General features: G+C 43.5%; 11 protein-coding genes and 1 pseudogene. 4 read left to right on the plus strand and 8 right to left on the minus strand.

Features of this window, described 5'->3' with window-relative positions; translation table 11 throughout:
* Positions 1–222 precede the first annotated feature (222 nt).
* Complete coding sequence (locus tag GKR61_RS14965; RefSeq protein WP_108478528.1) at positions 223–672, minus strand: XRE family transcriptional regulator; 450 nt, start codon at positions 670–672, stop codon at positions 223–225.
* A gap of 191 nt (positions 673–863) precedes the next feature.
* On the opposite strand from GKR61_RS14965, the pseudogene leuE reads away from it, so the two are divergent.
* Together leuE and tadA are read left to right on the plus strand one after the other, a co-directional pair.
* A pseudogene (leuE, locus tag GKR61_RS14970) lies at positions 864–1,511 on the plus strand (leucine efflux protein LeuE).
* An 87-nt stretch (positions 1,512–1,598) separates the two neighbouring features.
* Entirely contained in the window at positions 1,599–2,111 is a 513-nt protein-coding gene (gene tadA, locus GKR61_RS14975) for a tRNA adenosine(34) deaminase TadA (RefSeq protein WP_036949447.1), read from the plus strand.
* Here the strand turns inward: tadA and mltF are convergent.
* On the minus strand, positions 2,108–3,766 hold the full coding sequence (gene mltF, locus GKR61_RS14980; RefSeq protein ID WP_036949448.1) for a membrane-bound lytic murein transglycosylase MltF: 1,659 nt from the start codon (positions 3,764–3,766) through the stop codon (positions 2,108–2,110). The genes tadA and mltF overlap by 4 nt on opposite strands.
* 268 nt (positions 3,767–4,034) lie before the next feature.
* Between mltF and purL the strand changes: the two genes are divergently transcribed.
* The gene (purL, locus tag GKR61_RS14985; RefSeq protein ID WP_154600232.1) at positions 4,035–7,922 is read left to right on the plus strand and encodes a phosphoribosylformylglycinamidine synthase; all 3,888 of its coding nucleotides are present in this window, start codon (positions 4,035–4,037) and stop codon (positions 7,920–7,922) included.
* A gap of 138 nt (positions 7,923–8,060) precedes the next feature.
* On the opposite strand, the gene fbpC is transcribed toward purL, so the two are convergent.
* The 6 genes from fbpC to GKR61_RS15015 form a co-directional block, all read right to left on the minus strand.
* Entirely contained in the window at positions 8,061–9,101 is a 1,041-nt protein-coding gene (gene fbpC, locus GKR61_RS14990; protein ID WP_108478530.1) for a ferric ABC transporter ATP-binding protein, read from the minus strand.
* A 16-nt stretch (positions 9,102–9,117) separates the two neighbouring features.
* Positions 9,118–11,196, minus strand: a complete 2,079-nt coding sequence (locus GKR61_RS14995) for an ABC transporter permease (RefSeq protein ID WP_154600231.1) — start codon at positions 11,194–11,196, stop codon at positions 9,118–9,120.
* 260 nt (positions 11,197–11,456) lie between these two features.
* Positions 11,457–12,488: an ABC transporter substrate-binding protein gene (locus GKR61_RS15000; protein WP_036949455.1), complete on the minus strand. Its 1,032-nt coding sequence runs from the start codon at positions 12,486–12,488 to the stop codon at positions 11,457–11,459.
* 27 nt (positions 12,489–12,515) lie between these two features.
* On the minus strand, positions 12,516–13,841 hold the full coding sequence (uhpC, locus tag GKR61_RS15005) for an MFS transporter family glucose-6-phosphate receptor UhpC (RefSeq protein WP_036949457.1): 1,326 nt from the start codon (positions 13,839–13,841) through the stop codon (positions 12,516–12,518).
* Positions 13,842–13,947: 106 nt separating this feature from the next.
* The gene (locus GKR61_RS15010) at positions 13,948–15,474 is read right to left on the minus strand and encodes an MASE1 domain-containing sensor histidine kinase (protein WP_036949459.1); all 1,527 of its coding nucleotides are present in this window, start codon (positions 15,472–15,474) and stop codon (positions 13,948–13,950) included.
* Positions 15,475–15,537: 63 nt separating this feature from the next.
* The gene (locus GKR61_RS15015) at positions 15,538–16,164 is read right to left on the minus strand and encodes a response regulator transcription factor (protein WP_036949460.1); all 627 of its coding nucleotides are present in this window, start codon (positions 16,162–16,164) and stop codon (positions 15,538–15,540) included.
* 1,036 nt (positions 16,165–17,200) lie between these two features.
* Here GKR61_RS15015 and GKR61_RS15020 point away from each other — a divergent pair.
* On the plus strand, positions 17,201–18,640 hold the full coding sequence (locus GKR61_RS15020; protein ID WP_036949462.1) for a sensor histidine kinase: 1,440 nt from the start codon (positions 17,201–17,203) through the stop codon (positions 18,638–18,640).

Consider the following 18,640-nt stretch of genomic DNA (forward strand, 5'->3'; position numbering starts at 1 on the left):
AGTAAATCAATTAGACACTGAATTATGTGCAAGTGAACGGAGATGACCAACTAAAAAACAGTGATAAACAAGCAGAATAATTGAAAGTTCTAAGTATTATTTAAAGTGGGTAGTTTGCAAATAAAGTCGAATTAATAATATAAAAAGGCTCTATTTATAAAAATAGAATAAGAGCTTAAATTAAGCTCTTATGGAAGAAAGCAATTAATAGCAAATATTAAATTAATAATTAATTAAGTTGTAGATATACCAGCTCTTAGTTTTATCAGATTGCGTATAGAAGCACAGTACACCATTAATGATGAAGAAGGTCGCTGATTTTATAGAGTCTTCAACGTTGAACTCCTCAGAATACATTAGCACGATGCTGGCATTATCAGCGATTTGATAAACATCGATAACTTTCTCATCGAGATTATAACCGTACAGATACTGTTTGTTCTGTGTTGGATCGTAGAAAGCTTGAATATTTTGCAGATAGGTTTTTAATTTACCTTTTTGTACGACAACGGTAGGTTCAATTTTGCCGGCATCTGTCATGTTATAGATCATGTAGGATTTATCTTTTGAATGCCCTAAGAAGTAATTTTTCTTAGCAGCGCTGAATGCAAGCGTTGTTGGGTAAAACTCTTCAAAGATACTTGATTGCACGGTTCTTCTAATAAAAGCCATGTTTATTCCTCTTATTTAAACTATGAAAACTTAAGTGCGGGTTAATCATATTTAATGAGAGAGATTTTAAAAATAATGTTAATTATTAGTTCGTTTTATATATTCAAATGATTTAAAAATTAATAAAAGTAGAATATTCACAATGGATCGCAACTGTGATAGTAATAAGAAAAAACAATTAGGAAGTAGTCATGTTTGAAAATCTAGGGGTATTGAATTTTTGGACTTACTTAGCGGGATTGGTGCTTATCATCATTGTTCCTGGTCCGAACTCACTGTATGTATTAAAATCAAGTACTTCACATGGGACTAAAGCGGGATATCGCGCTGCAATCGGTGTTTTCACTGGCGATGCAATACTGATTTTTCTTTCATTCATTGGTGTTGCCTCGGTGATCAAAGCCTCTCCAACGCTGTTTACCATCGTAAGATAGTTAGGGGCAGCTTATCTTTTGTACTTAGGGTGCAAAATCTTATATGCAACTTTTTGGCAGAAAAAATCGTTATCAGCAGGGGTTGAGCAGATTGAAGTAAGAAAAGAAAATTACTTCACTCGCGCGTTGGTACTTAGCTTAACGAATCCGAAAGCAATTTTGTTCTATATCTCGTTCTTTATTCAATTTATCGACTTCAATTATAGCCATGCTTGGGTGCCGTACATGGTATTAGCGGTTATCTTAGAGACGGTTAGCTTCTTGTATCTAAGCTTATTGATATTCAGTGGCTACTTGATAGCGCGCTTTTTACGGGAAAAGCAGATTTTGGCGAAATTGGGAAATTGCACTGTCGGTGCATTCTTTATGGGGTTCGCAGCAAAACTTGCCATTTTTAGTAATTAGTTGTTGATTAATATCAGATTCAATTTGCAGTCACTTTAACATTTCGTAATAATCAACTTTTCGTGTGTGGATGAATGAGAGGCTAGAGTGACGCAATTAGAAATCGACGAGTATTGGATGGCTCAAGCTCTTGAGCTAGCAAAAAAAGCTCAAGATGCAGGGGAAATTCCTGTCGGTGCGTTACTGGTCAAAGATAACCAACTAGTAGCAGAAGGCTGGAACCACTCCATTGAAAATCACGACCCTACCGCCCATGCCGAAATTATTACCTTACAAAAAGCGGGCACCGCACTACAGAATTACCGTTTATTAGACACAACGCTGTATGTCACTTTAGAACCTTGCATTATGTGTGCAGGGGCGATGATCCATAGCCGCATCGGTCGAGTGGTGTACGGCGCGAACGATTTTAAAACGGGGGCATGTGGCTCCTTCATTAATATCATGTCGCAGCCAGGTTTAAACCACTATGTTGAAGTGACGAGTGGTGTACTTGAAGAAACTTGCTCATCCATGCTCAGCGATTTTTTTAGAATGCGCAGAGCACAAATTAAAGAGCAGAGACGTCAAGAAAAGCAGGCTCAAAATCCCGAAAGCTAGTCTTCAATTGATGTTTCCTTTTGTAGGGCTACGTTATTATCGGTGGAACTCGAACGTGTTGGTTTTGCCAAAATATATTTCCCTAGAGAGTCGTTTGGTGCACGAGTATTTTCCTTGGCATTAAACACACCGAGATTTGCTGACGCTTTGGGCGTGATATCCACTTTTGCTGACACCACATCGGGCATCACATAAGAGGAAAGCGGCGAGTTCTCATTTGGCACTACAACGTAAACGTGAGATTTCTTGGCAATTTCGAGTGTTTTCTGCTTTTTCTCCTGACTTTGCAAATAACCCACTAAGCTTTGATGATAGCGACGAATATTTTCTACATAGCGATAAGCTTCGTGTCCTCGGGCATAACCATAAGTGAGTTGGGAATAATATTTTTGCTGAGTTAGCAAGGGTAAATTTGCTTTAACATCAAGCCAGCGGTCAGGATTACCGCCAAGTCTTTGCGTTAGTTTTCGCACATCCAGCATATGCCCATAACCCATATTATAGGCAGCAAGGGTAAACCAAATGCGATCATCTTCAGCGATAGAATCGGGTAAGCGTTTCATAATATAGGCTAAATACGCAGCCCCACCTTTAATGCTCCCCTCTGGATCTAACCTGTCTTCAATTCCCATAGTTGCAGCCGTTGGTTTGGTGAGCATCATGATCCCACGAACGCCAGTCGGTGAGGTTGCAAGAGGATTCCAGTGAGATTCTTGCCAAGCTATTGCAGCAAGTAATTTCCAATCGATGCTCTCAACGGTCTCAGCATATTTCTCAAAGAGAGGTTGATAATCCGGCAGTTTATTATTTATGGCGCTAATAAACGTTATGGTATCGAAATAATCGAAGGATTCCACATGGCTGAAATGCTTTTCAATCAAGCGAGCAAGAAGATCGTTTTGATTGCTGAGATTAAAAAAATCGAGCAGGGCGGCATCTAGGCTGTTGTCATGTTGGCGGCTTAAATACCATGTAATGGCATGGTCATCGCGCAAATCAAATGCCACGGCGACTTTAGGATGAATACGTTGCTGCAAAGAGACCGCAATAGAATCTTCAAGGGTGTAATCAATTTCACCTTCGGCCACCATTTCTAATAATTGACTTGGTGTATAGTTGCTGCTTTCTTCCCACTTAAGATTAGGATATTGCGCTGAAAGTGCTTTTAACGTGCTTGCATGAGTGCTCCCCGCGATAACCATTAATTTCCCTTTCAGGTCATTAAAGGTTTTTGGGCGCGTAGTACCTTTACGGTAAACCAATTGCTGAGTAACACTCAAATAGCTTGGACCCGTTTTCATGGTTTCCAAACGGTCTTTATTATACAGCAGCCCCGCCACAGCGATGTCGGCATCGTCGTTATCGAGATCTTCGAAAATCTGTTCAATAGTCGGACGAATAATAATTTTGAGTTTAATACCTAGGTACGTGGCAAAGCCTTGAGCAAGCTCGTAGTCAAAGCCACGTAGCTGACGCTGCTCATCAATATAAATGAGTGGTGAACTTACTGCGCTAATACGTAACTCACCCCGAGAGATAATTTTGTCGACTTGGGTGTTTTGCGTATTAGACCATCGGACATTGAAGCCAATGATCATGGTGGCAAGTAAAGCGATGACCACGATAATAAAATAGTTAACTTTTAGGTTATTCAAATAATTATTTCTCGTGCAGGAACTGGTGTTGTGCGCTTAATAAAAACTGTTTAATCATGGTTATAAATCCAGTGGTTTCGTATTTTGCTCTAACAATGATGATCGGTGCAACTAATATTATCGTATTTAGCACATATTAATATTTAACTAATCGCTCTATTTTTAGTCACGCAAACGGTTTCGTATTGATGAACATTGCTCTATAATGGACTCCGGTTTCCCTGCTTTCGTGATCAGGGCTGGCGTTTAAAAGAGAGAATTTAAGACTATGGAAATTTTGCGTGGCTCACCGGCACTATCAGCATTTCGTATTACCCGCCTTTTGGCGCTGTTTGCTGAAAAACAGCTCCCAGTAACGGATATCTATGCTGAATATATGCATTTTGCTGAGCTATCAGCCCCATTAAGTGGCAGTGAGCAAGGTAAACTGAGTAGTTTATTAAAATATGGTCCTTCTCTGGCAGAGCATGAGCCATTTGGAAAACTGATTTTAGTCACCCCACGCCCAGGAACTATCTCTCCTTGGTCTTCTAAAGCAACGGATATCGCACATAACTGTGGCCTAACACAGGTTAAACGTATTGAACGCGGCGTTGCCTACTATATTCAAGCCGATTCACTGACAAGCGAGCAGTGGGATTTGGTTATCAGCCTGTTACATGACCGAATGATGGAAACGGTCTTTGCCTCTTTTGAACAAGCTGAGGCACTATTTATTCAGCAACAGCCTGCCCCAATGAAAGTGATTGATATCATCGCTGGCGGACGCCAAGCACTAGACACAGCTAACAAAGAGATGGGCTTAGCGTTAGCTGACGATGAAATTGATTATCTATTAGAGGCATTCACAGGGTTAAAACGTAACCCAACGGATGTTGAGCTATATATGTTTGCGCAAGCAAACTCAGAACATTGCCGCCATAAAATTTTCAATGCGGATTGGATTATTGACGGGGAAACACAGCCAAAATCCCTGTTTAAAATGATCAAAAACACCTTTGAAAAAACGCCAGATCACGTCTTGTCTGCTTATAAAGATAATGCGGCAGTAATGGAAGGTTCCTCAGTAGGTCGTTTCTTCCCTGAGCCAGATGGACGTACTTATCGTTATCATCAAGAAGATGCACATATTTTGATGAAAGTGGAAACCCATAACCACCCAACGGCAATCTCTCCATGGCCGGGGGCTGCAACTGGTTCTGGTGGTGAAATTCGTGATGAAGGCGCAACAGGTCGCGGTGCAAAACCAAAAGCAGGTTTAGTGGGCTTCTCCGTTTCAAACTTACGTATTCCGGGTTTTGAACAACCTTGGGAAGAAGATTTCGGCAAGCCTGAACGTATTGTGACTGCACTCGATATTATGACGGAAGGTCCTTTAGGCGGGGCGGCATTTAACAACGAATTTGGGCGTCCCGCATTATTAGGTTATTTCCGTACCTATGAAGAGAAAGTGAATAGCCACAATGGTGAAGAATTACGTGGTTACCATAAGCCAATTATGTTAGCGGGTGGTATTGGTAACATCCGTGCGGATCACGTTCAAAAAGGTGAAATTACCGTTGGCGCTAAGCTCATCGTTTTGGGTGGCCCTTCGATGAATATCGGTCTAGGAGGCGGAGCTGCATCATCCATGACATCCGGTCAATCTGCGGCGGATCTTGATTTTGCTTCTGTTCAACGTGATAACGCCGAAATGGAGCGTCGTTGTCAAGAAGTGATCGACAAATGCTGGCAGCTAGGTGATAAAAACCCAATTCTGTTTATCCATGATGTTGGTGCGGGGGGATTATCCAACGCAATGCCTGAACTGGTGAGCGATGGCGGTCGTGGTGGTCGTTTTGAACTGCGTAAAATTCTTAATGATGAACCAGGAATGAGCCCACTGGAAGTGTGGTGTAACGAATCCCAAGAGCGCTATGTGATGGCGGTTGCTCCAGAACAACTGGCATTATTCACTGAAATTTGTCAGCGTGAACGCGCGCCGTTTGCTGTGATCGGTGAAGCAACGGAAGAGCGTCATTTAACCCTTAATGATGAGCATTTTGATAACCAACCAATTGACATGCCACTGGATGTATTGTTGGGCAAAACGCCGAAAATGTTGCGTGATGTGACAACACTGAAAGCCGAGCCTGAATCGCTGGATAGAACCGCCATCGATTTAACTGAAGCTGTTAAGCGTGTTCTGCATTTACCGGCTGTGGCAGAAAAAACCTTCTTAATCACTATTGGTGACCGCACTGTGACGGGAATGGTTGCTCGTGACCAAATGGTTGGTCCATGGCAAATCCCAGTCGCTGACTGCGCGGTGACAACCGCAAGTTTGGATAGCTATTATGGTGAATCAATGTCTATTGGCGAAAGAACGCCTGTGGCATTATTGGATTTTGCCGCTTCTGCGCGTATGGCAGTGGGTGAAGCACTAACCAACTTAGCATGCTCTTATGTACAAGACCTTAAGCGCGTGAAGCTATCTGCTAACTGGATGTCTGCGGCGGGTCACCCAGGGGAAGACGCAGGTCTGTACGAAGCAGTTAAAGCAGTCGGTGAAGAATTGTGTCCGGCATTAGGTCTGACAATCCCAGTGGGTAAAGACTCAATGTCAATGAAGACTCGCTGGCAGCAAAATGGTGAAGAGCGTGAAATGACGTCGCCATTATCGTTGATTATTAGTGCATTTGGTCGTGTTGAAGATGTTCGTTTAACGGTGACGCCAGAGCTGAAAACTACGGTAGATAACGGCTTGTTATTAATCGACCTTGGTCAAGGTCACAATGCGCTTGGTGGCTCTGCATTGGCGCAAGTTTACCGTCAATTAGGTAATAAAGCGCCAGATGTTCGTGACCCAGCGCTGTTGTTAGGCTTCTTTAATACCATCCAAAAACTGTTATCTGAGCAAAAACTACTGGCTTACCATGACCGTTCTGATGGCGGGCTGTTTGTCACGTTAGTGGAAATGGCATTTGCGGGTCATTGCGGTATTAACGTGGATATCAGTTCATTTGATGAAGACACCTTAGCGGCACTGTTTAATGAAGAGCTGGGCGCAGTGATCCAAATCCAAGGCGCCGATCGCCAATATGTAGAGCAGTGTTTTGCCGATGCTGGCTTGGCAGGCTGTGTTCACTATCTTGGTTCTGCAACTCATGACGATGCGGTGATTATTAATAGCCGTGATACTGTCGTTTACAATGGTTCTCGTAGTGCTCTACGTGAGTGCTGGGCTGAAACTACATGGCAGATGCAGCGCTTACGTGATAACGAAGAGTGCGCAGATCAAGAGCATGACGCGAAGAAAGACAATCAAGACCCAGGTCTGAATGTGAAGCTGACTTACGATATCGCAGAGGATATTGCTGCTCCGTATATCGCATCGGGTGTTCGTCCTAAAGTGGCAGTGCTGCGCGAGCAAGGGGTTAACTCCCACGTTGAAATGGCAGCGGCATGGGATCGTGCAGGCTTTGATGCTATCGACGTCCACATGAGTGATTTACTGGCGGGCAACTTGTCTCTGGAGCAGTTCCAAGCACTAGTGGCATGCGGTGGTTTCTCATACGGTGACGTATTAGGCGCTGGTGAAGGTTGGGCGAAGTCCATTCTGTTCAATAACCGTGTTCGTGATGAGTTTGCTACCTTCTTCAATCGTCCAGACACCTTATCATTAGGTGTATGTAATGGTTGCCAGATGATGTCTAACTTGCATGATCTGATCCCTGGCGCTGAATATTGGCCACGTTTTGTACGTAACCGTTCAGAGCGTTTTGAAGCACGCTTCAGCTTAGTTGAAATTGCAAATAGCCCATCATTACTGCTGCAAGATATGGCGGGATCACGTATGCCGATTGCGGTTTCTCACGGTGAAGGCCAAGTAGAAACTCGTGCGCCAACTCATTTAACGCAGTTAGAAAATAACGCGCTGGTGGCAATGCGTTTTGTGAATAATTACGGTCAAGTGACTGAGCAATACCCAGCGAACCCGAATGGTTCTGTGAATGGGATTACGGCAGTGACATCAACGGATGGTCGCGCGACGATTATGATGCCGCACCCTGAGCGTGTCTTCCGTACGGTAAGCAACTCTTGGCACCCAGAAAACTGGGGTGAAGATAGCCCATGGATGCGCATTTTCCGTAATGCACGTAAGCAATTAGGCTGAGATTAAAACGTCTGTTTTAATTTAGCGCTAAAAACTAAACACCCTATAGATCTCCTGATTTATAGGGTGTTTTTTTATCTGTTATCCATAAAAAAACCGCCCAATAGGGCGGTTAAGATGCATCTAAAACAGAGAATATTATTCTAAAATAAACATCCCGTATGGGTGGATTTGCAGGTAAAGATCTTCACCCACAGACGGTTGCAATTGAGTCGCATTGATCTGTAATAGCATTGATTGGCCGTGCCAATCTACCGTGACCTCATATTGCGGTCCCATATAAGCCACATGAGTGATGGTACAGCGTTGGCTATCTTCACCTTGTTTGCTTAATGTGATGGCTTCAGGGCGAACACCGACAGTGACTTGAGTTTTATCTGTTGAAAACAGCGCAGGGCGCGGTAAACGGTAATTAAAGATATCCACGGAATCGCTGCTGAGTGTAGCAGGGAAAATGTTCGCATCACCCATAAAGCTCGCCATAAACTTGGAAGCAGGTTGGCGGTACAGTTCTTGAGGTGAACCTAACTGCATGATTTTACCTTTGTTCATTACCAGAACCATATCCGAAACCGCAAAAGCTTCACTCTGGTCGTGGGTCACGTACAGTGAGGTAATATTAAATTGCTGTTGCAGTTCACGGATTTTTTCACGCATGCTACGGCGTAAGTTAGCATCCAAGTTACTTAATGGCTCATCAAATAACAGTACCTTGGGTTTTAAAATCAAGGCACGTGCTAGTGCAACACGCTGCTGCTGTCCACCGGAAATTTGGTCAACGAAACGGTCTGCAAAGCCCGCTAAGTCCACCAGTTCCAGCGCTTCTTCTACACGTTTTTTTATTTCAGCCTTTGGCAAGCCAAGCATTTTCAATCCATATCCCACGTTATCCCCTAACGACATATGCGGGAAGAGGGCATAGGATTGGAATACCATACAAATATCGCGCTGTTGAATAGAGCGGTCGGTGACATCTTCGCCATCGATAAACATACGCCCTTCAGTAGGCTTTTCTAAACCAGCGACTAAGCGCAGTACGGTGGTTTTACCGCAGCCAGATGGCCCTAATAGGGTGACCATACTCCCTTGTGGGATGGAAAGGCTTAAATCGTCAATGACCGTATTGTCGCCAAAGCGCTTAGTTATATTTTTTAATTCAACGAAACTTTTCTGTGTCATGTCAGTGACTCCATGATTACTGTGCATTTTTGGCTTTGGAACGTGAAACACGGGCTTCGCCAATTAAATAGTCAAATAAGAAGATAATCGCGAGCATGACCACGATCAGAATAGAACCGTAAGCAATCGCCACACCGTATTCACCATCTTCAACACGGTTCAAGATATACGCTGTCGCAACGCGGGTGTCTGGTGTTACCAAGAATACAATAGCGCTTACGGTGGTGATCGCACGGACAAAGCTGTAGATCAGCGCAGATAAAATCGCAGGGCGTAATAATGGCAGCAGGATATGGAAAATTGTCCGCATTGAACCTGCACGTAAGCTGAGGGAAGCCTCATCTAACGATTTGTCAATTTGCCCCAATCCTGCGATACCCGCACGAATACCGACTGGTACGTTACGCATGGTCATGGAGATAATCACAATCGCCGCGGTACCCGTTAAATAGAACGGTGTATCGTTAAAGGCGAGGATGTAAGAAACCCCAGCCACAGTACCCGGTACGGCAAAGCACAACATGGTGGAAAATTCGATGGTTTTCTTTCCACGGAAATCTTGGCGAACCACTATATACGCGATAAGCAGACCTAAAATCGCGGTGATTGGCGCAGCGATACCCGCATATAACAGGGTGTCTAACAGTGACGGCCATGCACCATCATCAAAACCTTGACCAAACAGTTTGATAAAGTTGTCCAGTGTTAAGGTGTAGTCCACACCCCAGTTCACCGTGAAGCTTCCGTAGAAGATGCTGCCGTACAGTAAGACGTTAAACGCGACCCAAATACCGAGAATTGTTGTCACCGTTGCAACAAGAGAAACTGGCAGCGGTTGAACATCGCCACGGTATGACTTACCGGAAACGGTGACGTAGGAACGTTTACCAATCCACATGTATTGCACACAGAAAACCAGCAATGAGAAGACAAGTAAGGAAGCGCCTAACGTACTGGCCGCTTGGTAATCAAGCTGGGAACCGGTGATATAGAAATAGATTTGTGTCGCCAGAACGTCGAAGTTACCCCCTAATACTAATGGGTTACTGAAGTCGGCAAGGGATTGTACAATCACGATTAAAAAGGCGTTCGCCAGTGCCGGTTTCAACAGTGGCATAAACACGTTGAAGAATGTCTGGTAGCGGTTAGCACGCAAGGTGTATGACGCTTCTTCCAGTGATGGATGGATAGTTTTAATCGCACCATCAAGGATCATAAAGGACATCGGGGTGAACGCGAGAACTTGTGCTAACCAAATACCGGTAAAGCCGTATAACCAGTTAGTATTTTCTAGCCCCATATAGGTAGCTAAAAACTCAGTAATATAGCCTGAGCGACCCATCATTAAGGTGACGCCTAAACCGACAACAAACGGCGGGGTCACAATCGGTAAAATCGAGAATACGCGACCAATAATAGCGGAGCGCTTAGCAATTCGAGTAGTATAAATCGCCAGGATTAAACCAAAGAAGGTACACCCAACACCCACAGCTAGTGAGAGGAATATGGAGTTGATGATGACCTGAACAATATGCGACTGGGTTAAAATAGCCACAAATGCAAATGGTGCAAAATCTCCGTTCCCGTCAGTAAACATTGGAATAAAAATTGCCACACTGGGAAAGATGATAAATAGTGTAATCAGTGCGACGACGGTGATAAGGGAGCCAATAACAAATTGGTCGCCACCCAGCCACTCTAAACGAGTCAAGGCGTGGGTCATTATCATACCAAGGGCGATAAATAAGGTGATGGCGGAATAGCCTAATCCCTTACCCTCTAAATAAGCAGTAATAATCACGAGAATTGCCGTGATGGCGGCAACCGCGATATCAAGATAGTGACGGGTTTTTTGATTACGATCGGCTGGCGTGATTGGTCTTAACAGTAAAATAGAAGGCAATAAATACCATAGCCAACTAATATTGACACTGCTCCAGCCATAGGCAGCTAAGATCTCATCTTGCGTTGAGTCGAATAAGCCGTAGTCGAGGCTCCATGAGGGTAGCAGAGCGAAGCCCAGCCAAGCTATCAGAATCCAAAGGAAGATACTGTCCTTTTTCTTCGAGGCTGTTAGGGTTAAGGTCTGAGGCATTGTTTTTCCCCTAAGTTTATTATTATTGAGTTAATTAACCATTGGTTTAATCTTATGATTTATAACGAAAATAATTTTAAACTTAATTAATATTATCGTTCTAATGAGTGAGCCAGACTGGAGCCGTCTGCGTAGCGCAGACACTCTTTTATTTGGCATCATTTTTTATAGTAAGTAGCTAATACACTAAATCGCGAAGTTCGCGAGTCATACGTGAGTCAATCAGGTAAAGTGCGGCGACAGGCGCCGCACCCAACATCTTATTTACTCATTTTAACTTCAGTAACCCACTTGTTGATCAGATTCTTACGGACTTCAGCGTCACCGTATTTATCCATATCGTAGTTGATTAAGTTTAAGTCTTTGAGTTTCAGAGACAGTGGAGAAGACTCTGCGGTGGTGTTGGTCAGGATTTGGTAAGACTGACCTTGTTTCCAGCTCAGCTCTTGGGCTTCTTTAGACAGAACGAAATCCACGAATAGTTTTGCGTTGTCCATGTTACGTGCGTTTTTCAGAATACTGATCCCGCCGATTTCATAGCCTGTCCCTTCACATGGCGCGATTAACTCCAATGGTGCACCATTTTCAACTTCCAAAGAGTAGTCATGCAGGAAGCCGATACCGATAGCAGATTCGCCGCGAGCCGCGTTACGTGCTGGGGCAATACCTGATTTGGTGTATTGGGAGATGTTAGAGTTCAGTTTTTTCAGGTAATCAAAAGCTTGCTCGTTACCCCAAAGTTGGTCAAAGGTTGCCAATGCAGTGTAAGCAGTACCTGAACTTTGTGGATCTGCGATTTGAATTTCGCCTTTATATTCAGGCTTAGTCAGATCTTTCCAGCAAGTAGGAATTGGTAATCCTTTCTCTTTTAAACGATCTTTATTCACACCAAAACCTAAGATACCGATATAAACCGCAGAAGAGTAGTTACCTTTGCGTTTAGCTGGATCTTGGAATTGCGGCATGATTTGAGACAGGTTAGGGGATTTGTACGGCTCTAGCAGATCCATTTCACCGGCTTGTGAATGTGGATCTAAGGTTCCGCCATACCAAACGTCTGCTTGTGGGTTACGTTTTTCAGCTTCGATTTTTGCTAAAGTACTGCCTGAACCGTTGCGAACGAACGTGGTTTTAACGTCGTATTTCTTGGCGAATGCTTGCGTTTCCGCTTCACACATCGCGTTGGTGGCACTACAGTAAACCACTAAACGGCCAGCTGCGTTTGCAGTGGTCGTAATAGCGGCAAGGGATAAACCTGCTGCAACAAGTGTAGAGAGAGTCTTAAGTTTCATTGTCAGTCCTTTATTCACGTTTTCGGATTAACTATTATTATGTGTCGGTGAAACTGCACCGGCTAAATGCTCTCTTTTACTGACATTGGCAATTAAAAGAGGCATCAGTAGTAGCCCCATCAAAGCAGCTGCACTGGCGAGTAAGGTAAACATCCCTGACCAACCATAATTGGCAATCACTTGAGAGAGCGGCCATCCTGCGATTGCAGCCCCTAGATAAGCGTACAATCCAAGATAACCCGTTACCGTTCCAGCTGCCTTTTTATGACAATATTCTGTAGCAGCTAGACCGACTAACATCTGTGGTCCAAATACAAAGAAACCGTTGGCTAAGAAGCATGCAGCTAATAGCCCGTAGTGATGAATTGGAATTAACCATAGGGCATTCACAGAAACGAATAGACCTAAGGAAAACAGCAAAATCATCGGTGCGCGTTGTCCTCGAAACAGGAGGTCGGAACCCCAACCTGCGCACAATGCACCTAATAAGCCACCTAATTCAAACAGCGCTAACGTGGCATTGGCGCTTAATAAATTGCTTCCGTGTGTTTCGGTTAGCCATAAATTTCCCCAATCGTTTATCCCAATACGGATGAGATAAACCAAAATGTAGGTGAAACCGAGCAGCCAAATCATTGGGTTAAACACAATAGTTTGTTTTAAAATCACCCACATGGATTGCGGGGGAGAAAGCTGCTCTTGGCGTAACTCTAATGCATCATGTCGCCACTGCCCCACGGTGGGTAAATGTTCTTCTTTGGGCGTACCCCGAAGCTGGCGACATAGCCATAATCCTAAAATAACCCCAATAATTCCCGGAACGATCAGCGCTATTTGCCAACTGTAATGGGTCGCCAACAGTGCCGTTAACAGCGGTAGCGCCATTCCCCCGAGATTGATGGAGATATTCCACAGTCCCCACCAAAAGCCCCGCTCGTTCCGTGAGTACCAATGAGTGAGAATACGCGCACAGGGCGGCCAACCCCAGCCTTGGAAAAATCCGTTTAACGTCCAAACGATTAACAGTGCAGGGAACGATAAACAGTAGGCAAAAATGATATTGAGGATCCCTGTCATCACGAGGCCAACACCCATAAACCAACGGTAGCCTGTAATGTCATGGAAAATACCGGATATAAACTTGGATAGACCATACGCAAGGTAAAATGCTGAGGCGATCCAACCAATATCACTTTTGTCTAAAAACAGTTCTGCCTGCATAACGGGCATCACAAAATTAAAGCTTTTACGGGTAAGGTAAAAAGCGGCATAACCGATGATCATGGAAAACATCAGGCGGCGACGCCAGAAACGGTAATTGTTATCCAGATCCAGTTTGCTTGTACCCGTCATGATTGTGTTTCTCCCGTTTGGCAGAATGTAATGAAGTTTTTAAATAAAAGGATGAGATAAGGTATTAGGAGGCTAAGAATTATTCCTAGTTTTTCACTATTTCATTTCAAAATGTGGGCAAGTTAACAATTATTTTGGTACCACTTTGGGTTGTTAGCGTCCAGTCGCCACCTAAGGCTCTAACTCGCTCCTCAATTCCACGCAAACCAAAGCCTGATGTGCGTTTGCTAAAAGGAATGCCCACACCATTATCATCAACAATTAGCTGTATCGAGTCACCTTGTTGATTTAGTGAGATGTGGATTTTTGTGGCTTTGGCGTGCTTACTGATATTGTTCAGTAGCTCTTGAACCAAACGGTAAAGGGTGAATAACACCGTTTCATTGGCTGGAGTTTCAGTTAATCCGTAATGAAAGTCACATTGAATATTATTTTCCTTGAAAGCAAATTCACCGATTAAATGGGTGAGTGCGTTTTCGAGGGACATTTCATCGAGCACGGGCGGACGTAATTGGCGCAATAGATGGCGGGTGGCTTGGTGGATCTGTAGTGCCAATTCGTTGATTTGGCTAGCGGCGTTATAGCTTAAATCGTTAGCCGCGGTTTTCTTCACCAGCATCGATTGGATTTGGATCGCGGTAATATTTTGTCCAATCTCATCATGAAGTTCACGGGCGATATCTTTCTTCACATCTTCTTCGGTGTGCACTAATTGGCGCATCAAGTCTCGGCGGGCGTGAAGCTCTTCTTCTAATCGCTGGCGGTAGCGTTGTAAGTTACTTGAGAGTTGCTTTTGGCGGCTGATAGCGATACCTAATCCAATACCAATCAACGCTTGAGAGCTTAAAAAGAGCTGTAGTTCTTGGAGATCATCAAAGGCACCTTGGAATTGTCTTGCGAAGGTGATGATTAAGCTTCCAAGTAATGCGGATAACACGCCGCCTTGCCAGCCATAACGATATGCCATGAAAATATTGGGAATAAAGACCAACAAAACAATCAGTTGCTCAATTTCTGGGGCAAAGAAAATTTGGGCACTTAAGCCGACGAGGCAGAAGAGAAAACACCAAATAATCAATGAAGTACGTAATTGCTTATCCGTGGTTCCGTAGTCGAGCAGCATATGATAGTGCTGCTCGTGTAAGTATTCATAGATAAGATAAACAAAAGGGGAGAGTAGAATTCCGCCCGTAAATGTCGTTAAGAATAATTGGCTAATGGAATATTGAGATAACAGCCCAAACAGCAAGGCATTGAGTATGCTGTTGGCGGCGACGCCTGCCAATAACAAAATAAGTCGTTGCCAATAAAGTGTATATCGCCACCAAATATTTTGGATAACCATCGCAACCAGCAGGCTCAATATTGGGGATAACAGCAAAATAGGTTGAGTGAGTAATTGTTCTTGCGCAAGCCAGTAAGTCAGCAGGCCTTCAGCGAGTAAAACAGTTGGCCAGTAGCGTCGCCATAATAAGATCATCAAGGTGAGGCGTAAGGCTTGTGGTAGAAATAGGGTGGCTTGGAAGCTATTTTGGCTAAGGTAAAAGCCGATGATCCATAATCCCACCCAAATCAGTGAGTAGGTAAATAATAGGAATAGAGACTGTAATCCTAAACGAGCCGCTTTGTTCATTACTATTTACCTTGTGAGCGCGTTACCTTGCAGGAACGTTACCTTACTGGAAAGAAAGCCTGTTTATCGAGAAATGATGTTGTGTTCTAAGGCGTAGTGCACTAAATCAATGGTGTTTTCGCATTGCAATTTCCCGAGAACATTCGCGCGATGTACATGCACTGTTTTATGGCTGAGGTTTAATTGTTCCGCAATGACTTTCACACTGAGACCTGCGACCAGTAAATCAAAGACTTCGCGCTCACGGTTAGTCAGCTCTTGAACGCCTTGTTTTTGCTGCGGCGTTTGGCGTAAGGCTCGCATTGCATCAGCACACAGGTAGCATCCACCTTGGTAAACAGAACGTACCGCCTGGACTAATTCTTCAGGTCCGCAGCATTTGGTGAGATAGGCGCTGGCGCCTGCATCGAGCGCACTTTGTACGAAAGCAGGGGTGTCATAGATGCTTAAAATAATAGTACGAAAGTCGGGCTTCTTTTTACGTAAACGGGTTAGCAGTTGTAAACCGCTCTCATCTGGCATTGAAATATCCATAATTGCCACGTCAATATCGAGGCTAATTAGGTGTGGCCATGCTTCTTGCGCACTCGCATATTGCCCCACAATACTAATGTCAGGTTCTAACGTTAGTAATTGAGCAAAACCGGAGCGAACAACAATATGGTCATCAATAAGGGCTATTTTTATCATTGTAGTTTTGAAACGATAGTGTCAAGAGTAAGTAGGAGACCATTTGCCAGTCTTATATCAATATAGGGATGGATAAGCTAGCGGAATAACATAAAATTCTGACGTACATCAGAAATGAAACGCGCAGGATCATAGCGATAATAAATAGGATGGCAATATTTTATTTGGGCTTCAAAAATCGATATATACCGTCCATTCAACGCTAAATAGATAGGTTTAAAGAGAATATAAATAATAGAAGATAGGTAAATTTTCTGGAGTGTCTACTATTCGCGACAAATAGGGTTTGCTAGTGTCTCCAAAAGGAGACATTTATCTTATTGATAAACAAGTGATTTAAAAATGATGGAATTCACTGTCTTAAATTGGAGACAGATTCATGGTGAGTTAGTGGTATTTTTCATCGCTCATAACAATTCAAAAATGATATGAACAAGTAAGAAAATAAATTTATATGAAAATCAGTGAGATAAAAATCTAATTGAAAGGTTGGCACGGGTTGTGCATAATATCCATCAGTTGCTCATTCAATTGCTTATGTAGGTCCAAGCTTGGGGAAACCTAGCAAATGGGAACATACCACATAAAACCCGAATGATGCCAAAGTAAGGTGCCTACCGTCCAAATCATCGATATTCGCTTTCGAGCTTTATCAAACACAGGGCGACACGTGGAGTGAGGCACCACCTATATGATTATCTTTAATGAAAGACATAGTCATATGAAAAAAATCGACATTCAAGCGTAATGCCGAGTATCGCTGGCGGAGGTGAGAAGCAATTCTTCCCTCCGCCTTCCCATTTCTGGGGCATCAATATTCCTTTCTATCAAGTTTATTCTTTCTATCGAATTAATCCTTCCATTCAATCATAGTATATTTAATCTATTTATCTGAAATCATTCACGTTTAGCTCACTTTCTTGGCATGTTCATTGCTATCTATCTGTCTATTGGTTTATCTATCATCAATGTAAACAGCACTTTTCGCATTAACGGGAGTTCTGCTACCATTGAATTACATATAAATAGGTAAGAGATGAATGCGTTGAGTAAATTGCGCCTTTTTCCGCGCTCATTGCGGCAGCTAGTGGTCATGGCTTTTTGGTTAGTCCTTTTGCCATTACTGGTACTGGCTTATCAGGCTTATCAAAGTCTAGAACAATTGAGCAACCAAGCGGCAGATATCAATAAAACTACGCTGCTTGATGCTCGGCGCAGTGAAGCGATGAGTAGCCTCGCACTGGAAATGGAGCGCAGTTATCGCCAGTATTGTGTATTGCAAGACAAAGCCTTACAGACGCAGTATCAAAAGCAGTTTGCTGATTATGAACAGATGCTGGAACGTCAAAAAACTATTTTGCCAGAGACTCCTGAAGTGCTGGGGCTTTTTACTGGACTGCAAAAGCTAAAAGCGATTAGTTGTGAAAATAATGAGCCGATGGAAGCCACGACCAAAGTGTTAGAGCAATTCTCCGCGCAAAATACGGCTGTCGTTCAGCAAACTCGAGAGGTGATTTTTAGCCGCGGTGAACAGCTTCAAAAAGCCATTGCCAATAAAGGACAATTATTTGGTTGGCAAACACTGATCCTCTTCTTGCTGAGCGCGCTGTTGGTGACCTTATTTACTCGTATGATTATCGGTCCGGTTAAAATCATTGAGCGTATGATTAACCGTTTAGGGACGGGGCTGACTCTGGAAAATGATACTGATCGCTTTAAAGGCCCGAGAGAGCTGAGGATCATTGCTCAGCGAATTATATGGTTAAGTGAGCGGTTGGCTTGGTTGGAATCCCAGCGCCATGAGTTTTTACGTCATATTTCCCATGAGTTGAAAACGCCATTAGCCAGTATGCGAGAAGGAACGGAATTATTGGCAGATGAGGTTGCAGGCCCGTTAACTAGCTCGCAAAAAGAGGTGGTTGATATTCTTGATCAGAGTAGTAAGCATCTTCAGCAACTTATTGAACAGCTTCTTGACTATAATCGGAAATTAGTCGATGAGCCGCCCGTTGCCCAGCAAGTCGATTTGAAAAAGCTTATTGAAGATATTGTTAATGCACATAATTTACCCGCAAGAGCGAAAGATATTACCACTGATATTCGCTTAAAAGTGGACAGTTGCCTTGCAGAACCGACCTTACTCGGAAGGGTTATTGATAATATCTACTCCAATGCGGTGCACTATGGTGGCGAATCAGGTAATATTTGGATCTCAAGTCGCAGAACAGGGAATAAATTACTCATTGAGGTTGCCAATACGGGCACGCCTATCCCTGAGTCTGAGCAAAATATGATTTTTGAACCTTTCTATCAAGGCAGCCTCCAAAGAAAAGGCGCCGTCAAAGGAAGTGGGTTAGGGCTTAGCATCGCGCAAGATTGTATTAAGCAGATGGGTGGTGAATTATCATTAGTGCCACATAAATCAGCGGATGTTTGCTTCCGAATTGAACTGCCTTTAACCGCAGAGAACGAATAA

The sequence above is a fragment of the Providencia sp. wls1916 genome, from assembly GCF_009706585.1.
GTDB lineage: Bacteria > Pseudomonadota > Gammaproteobacteria > Enterobacterales > Enterobacteriaceae > Providencia > Providencia lanzhouensis.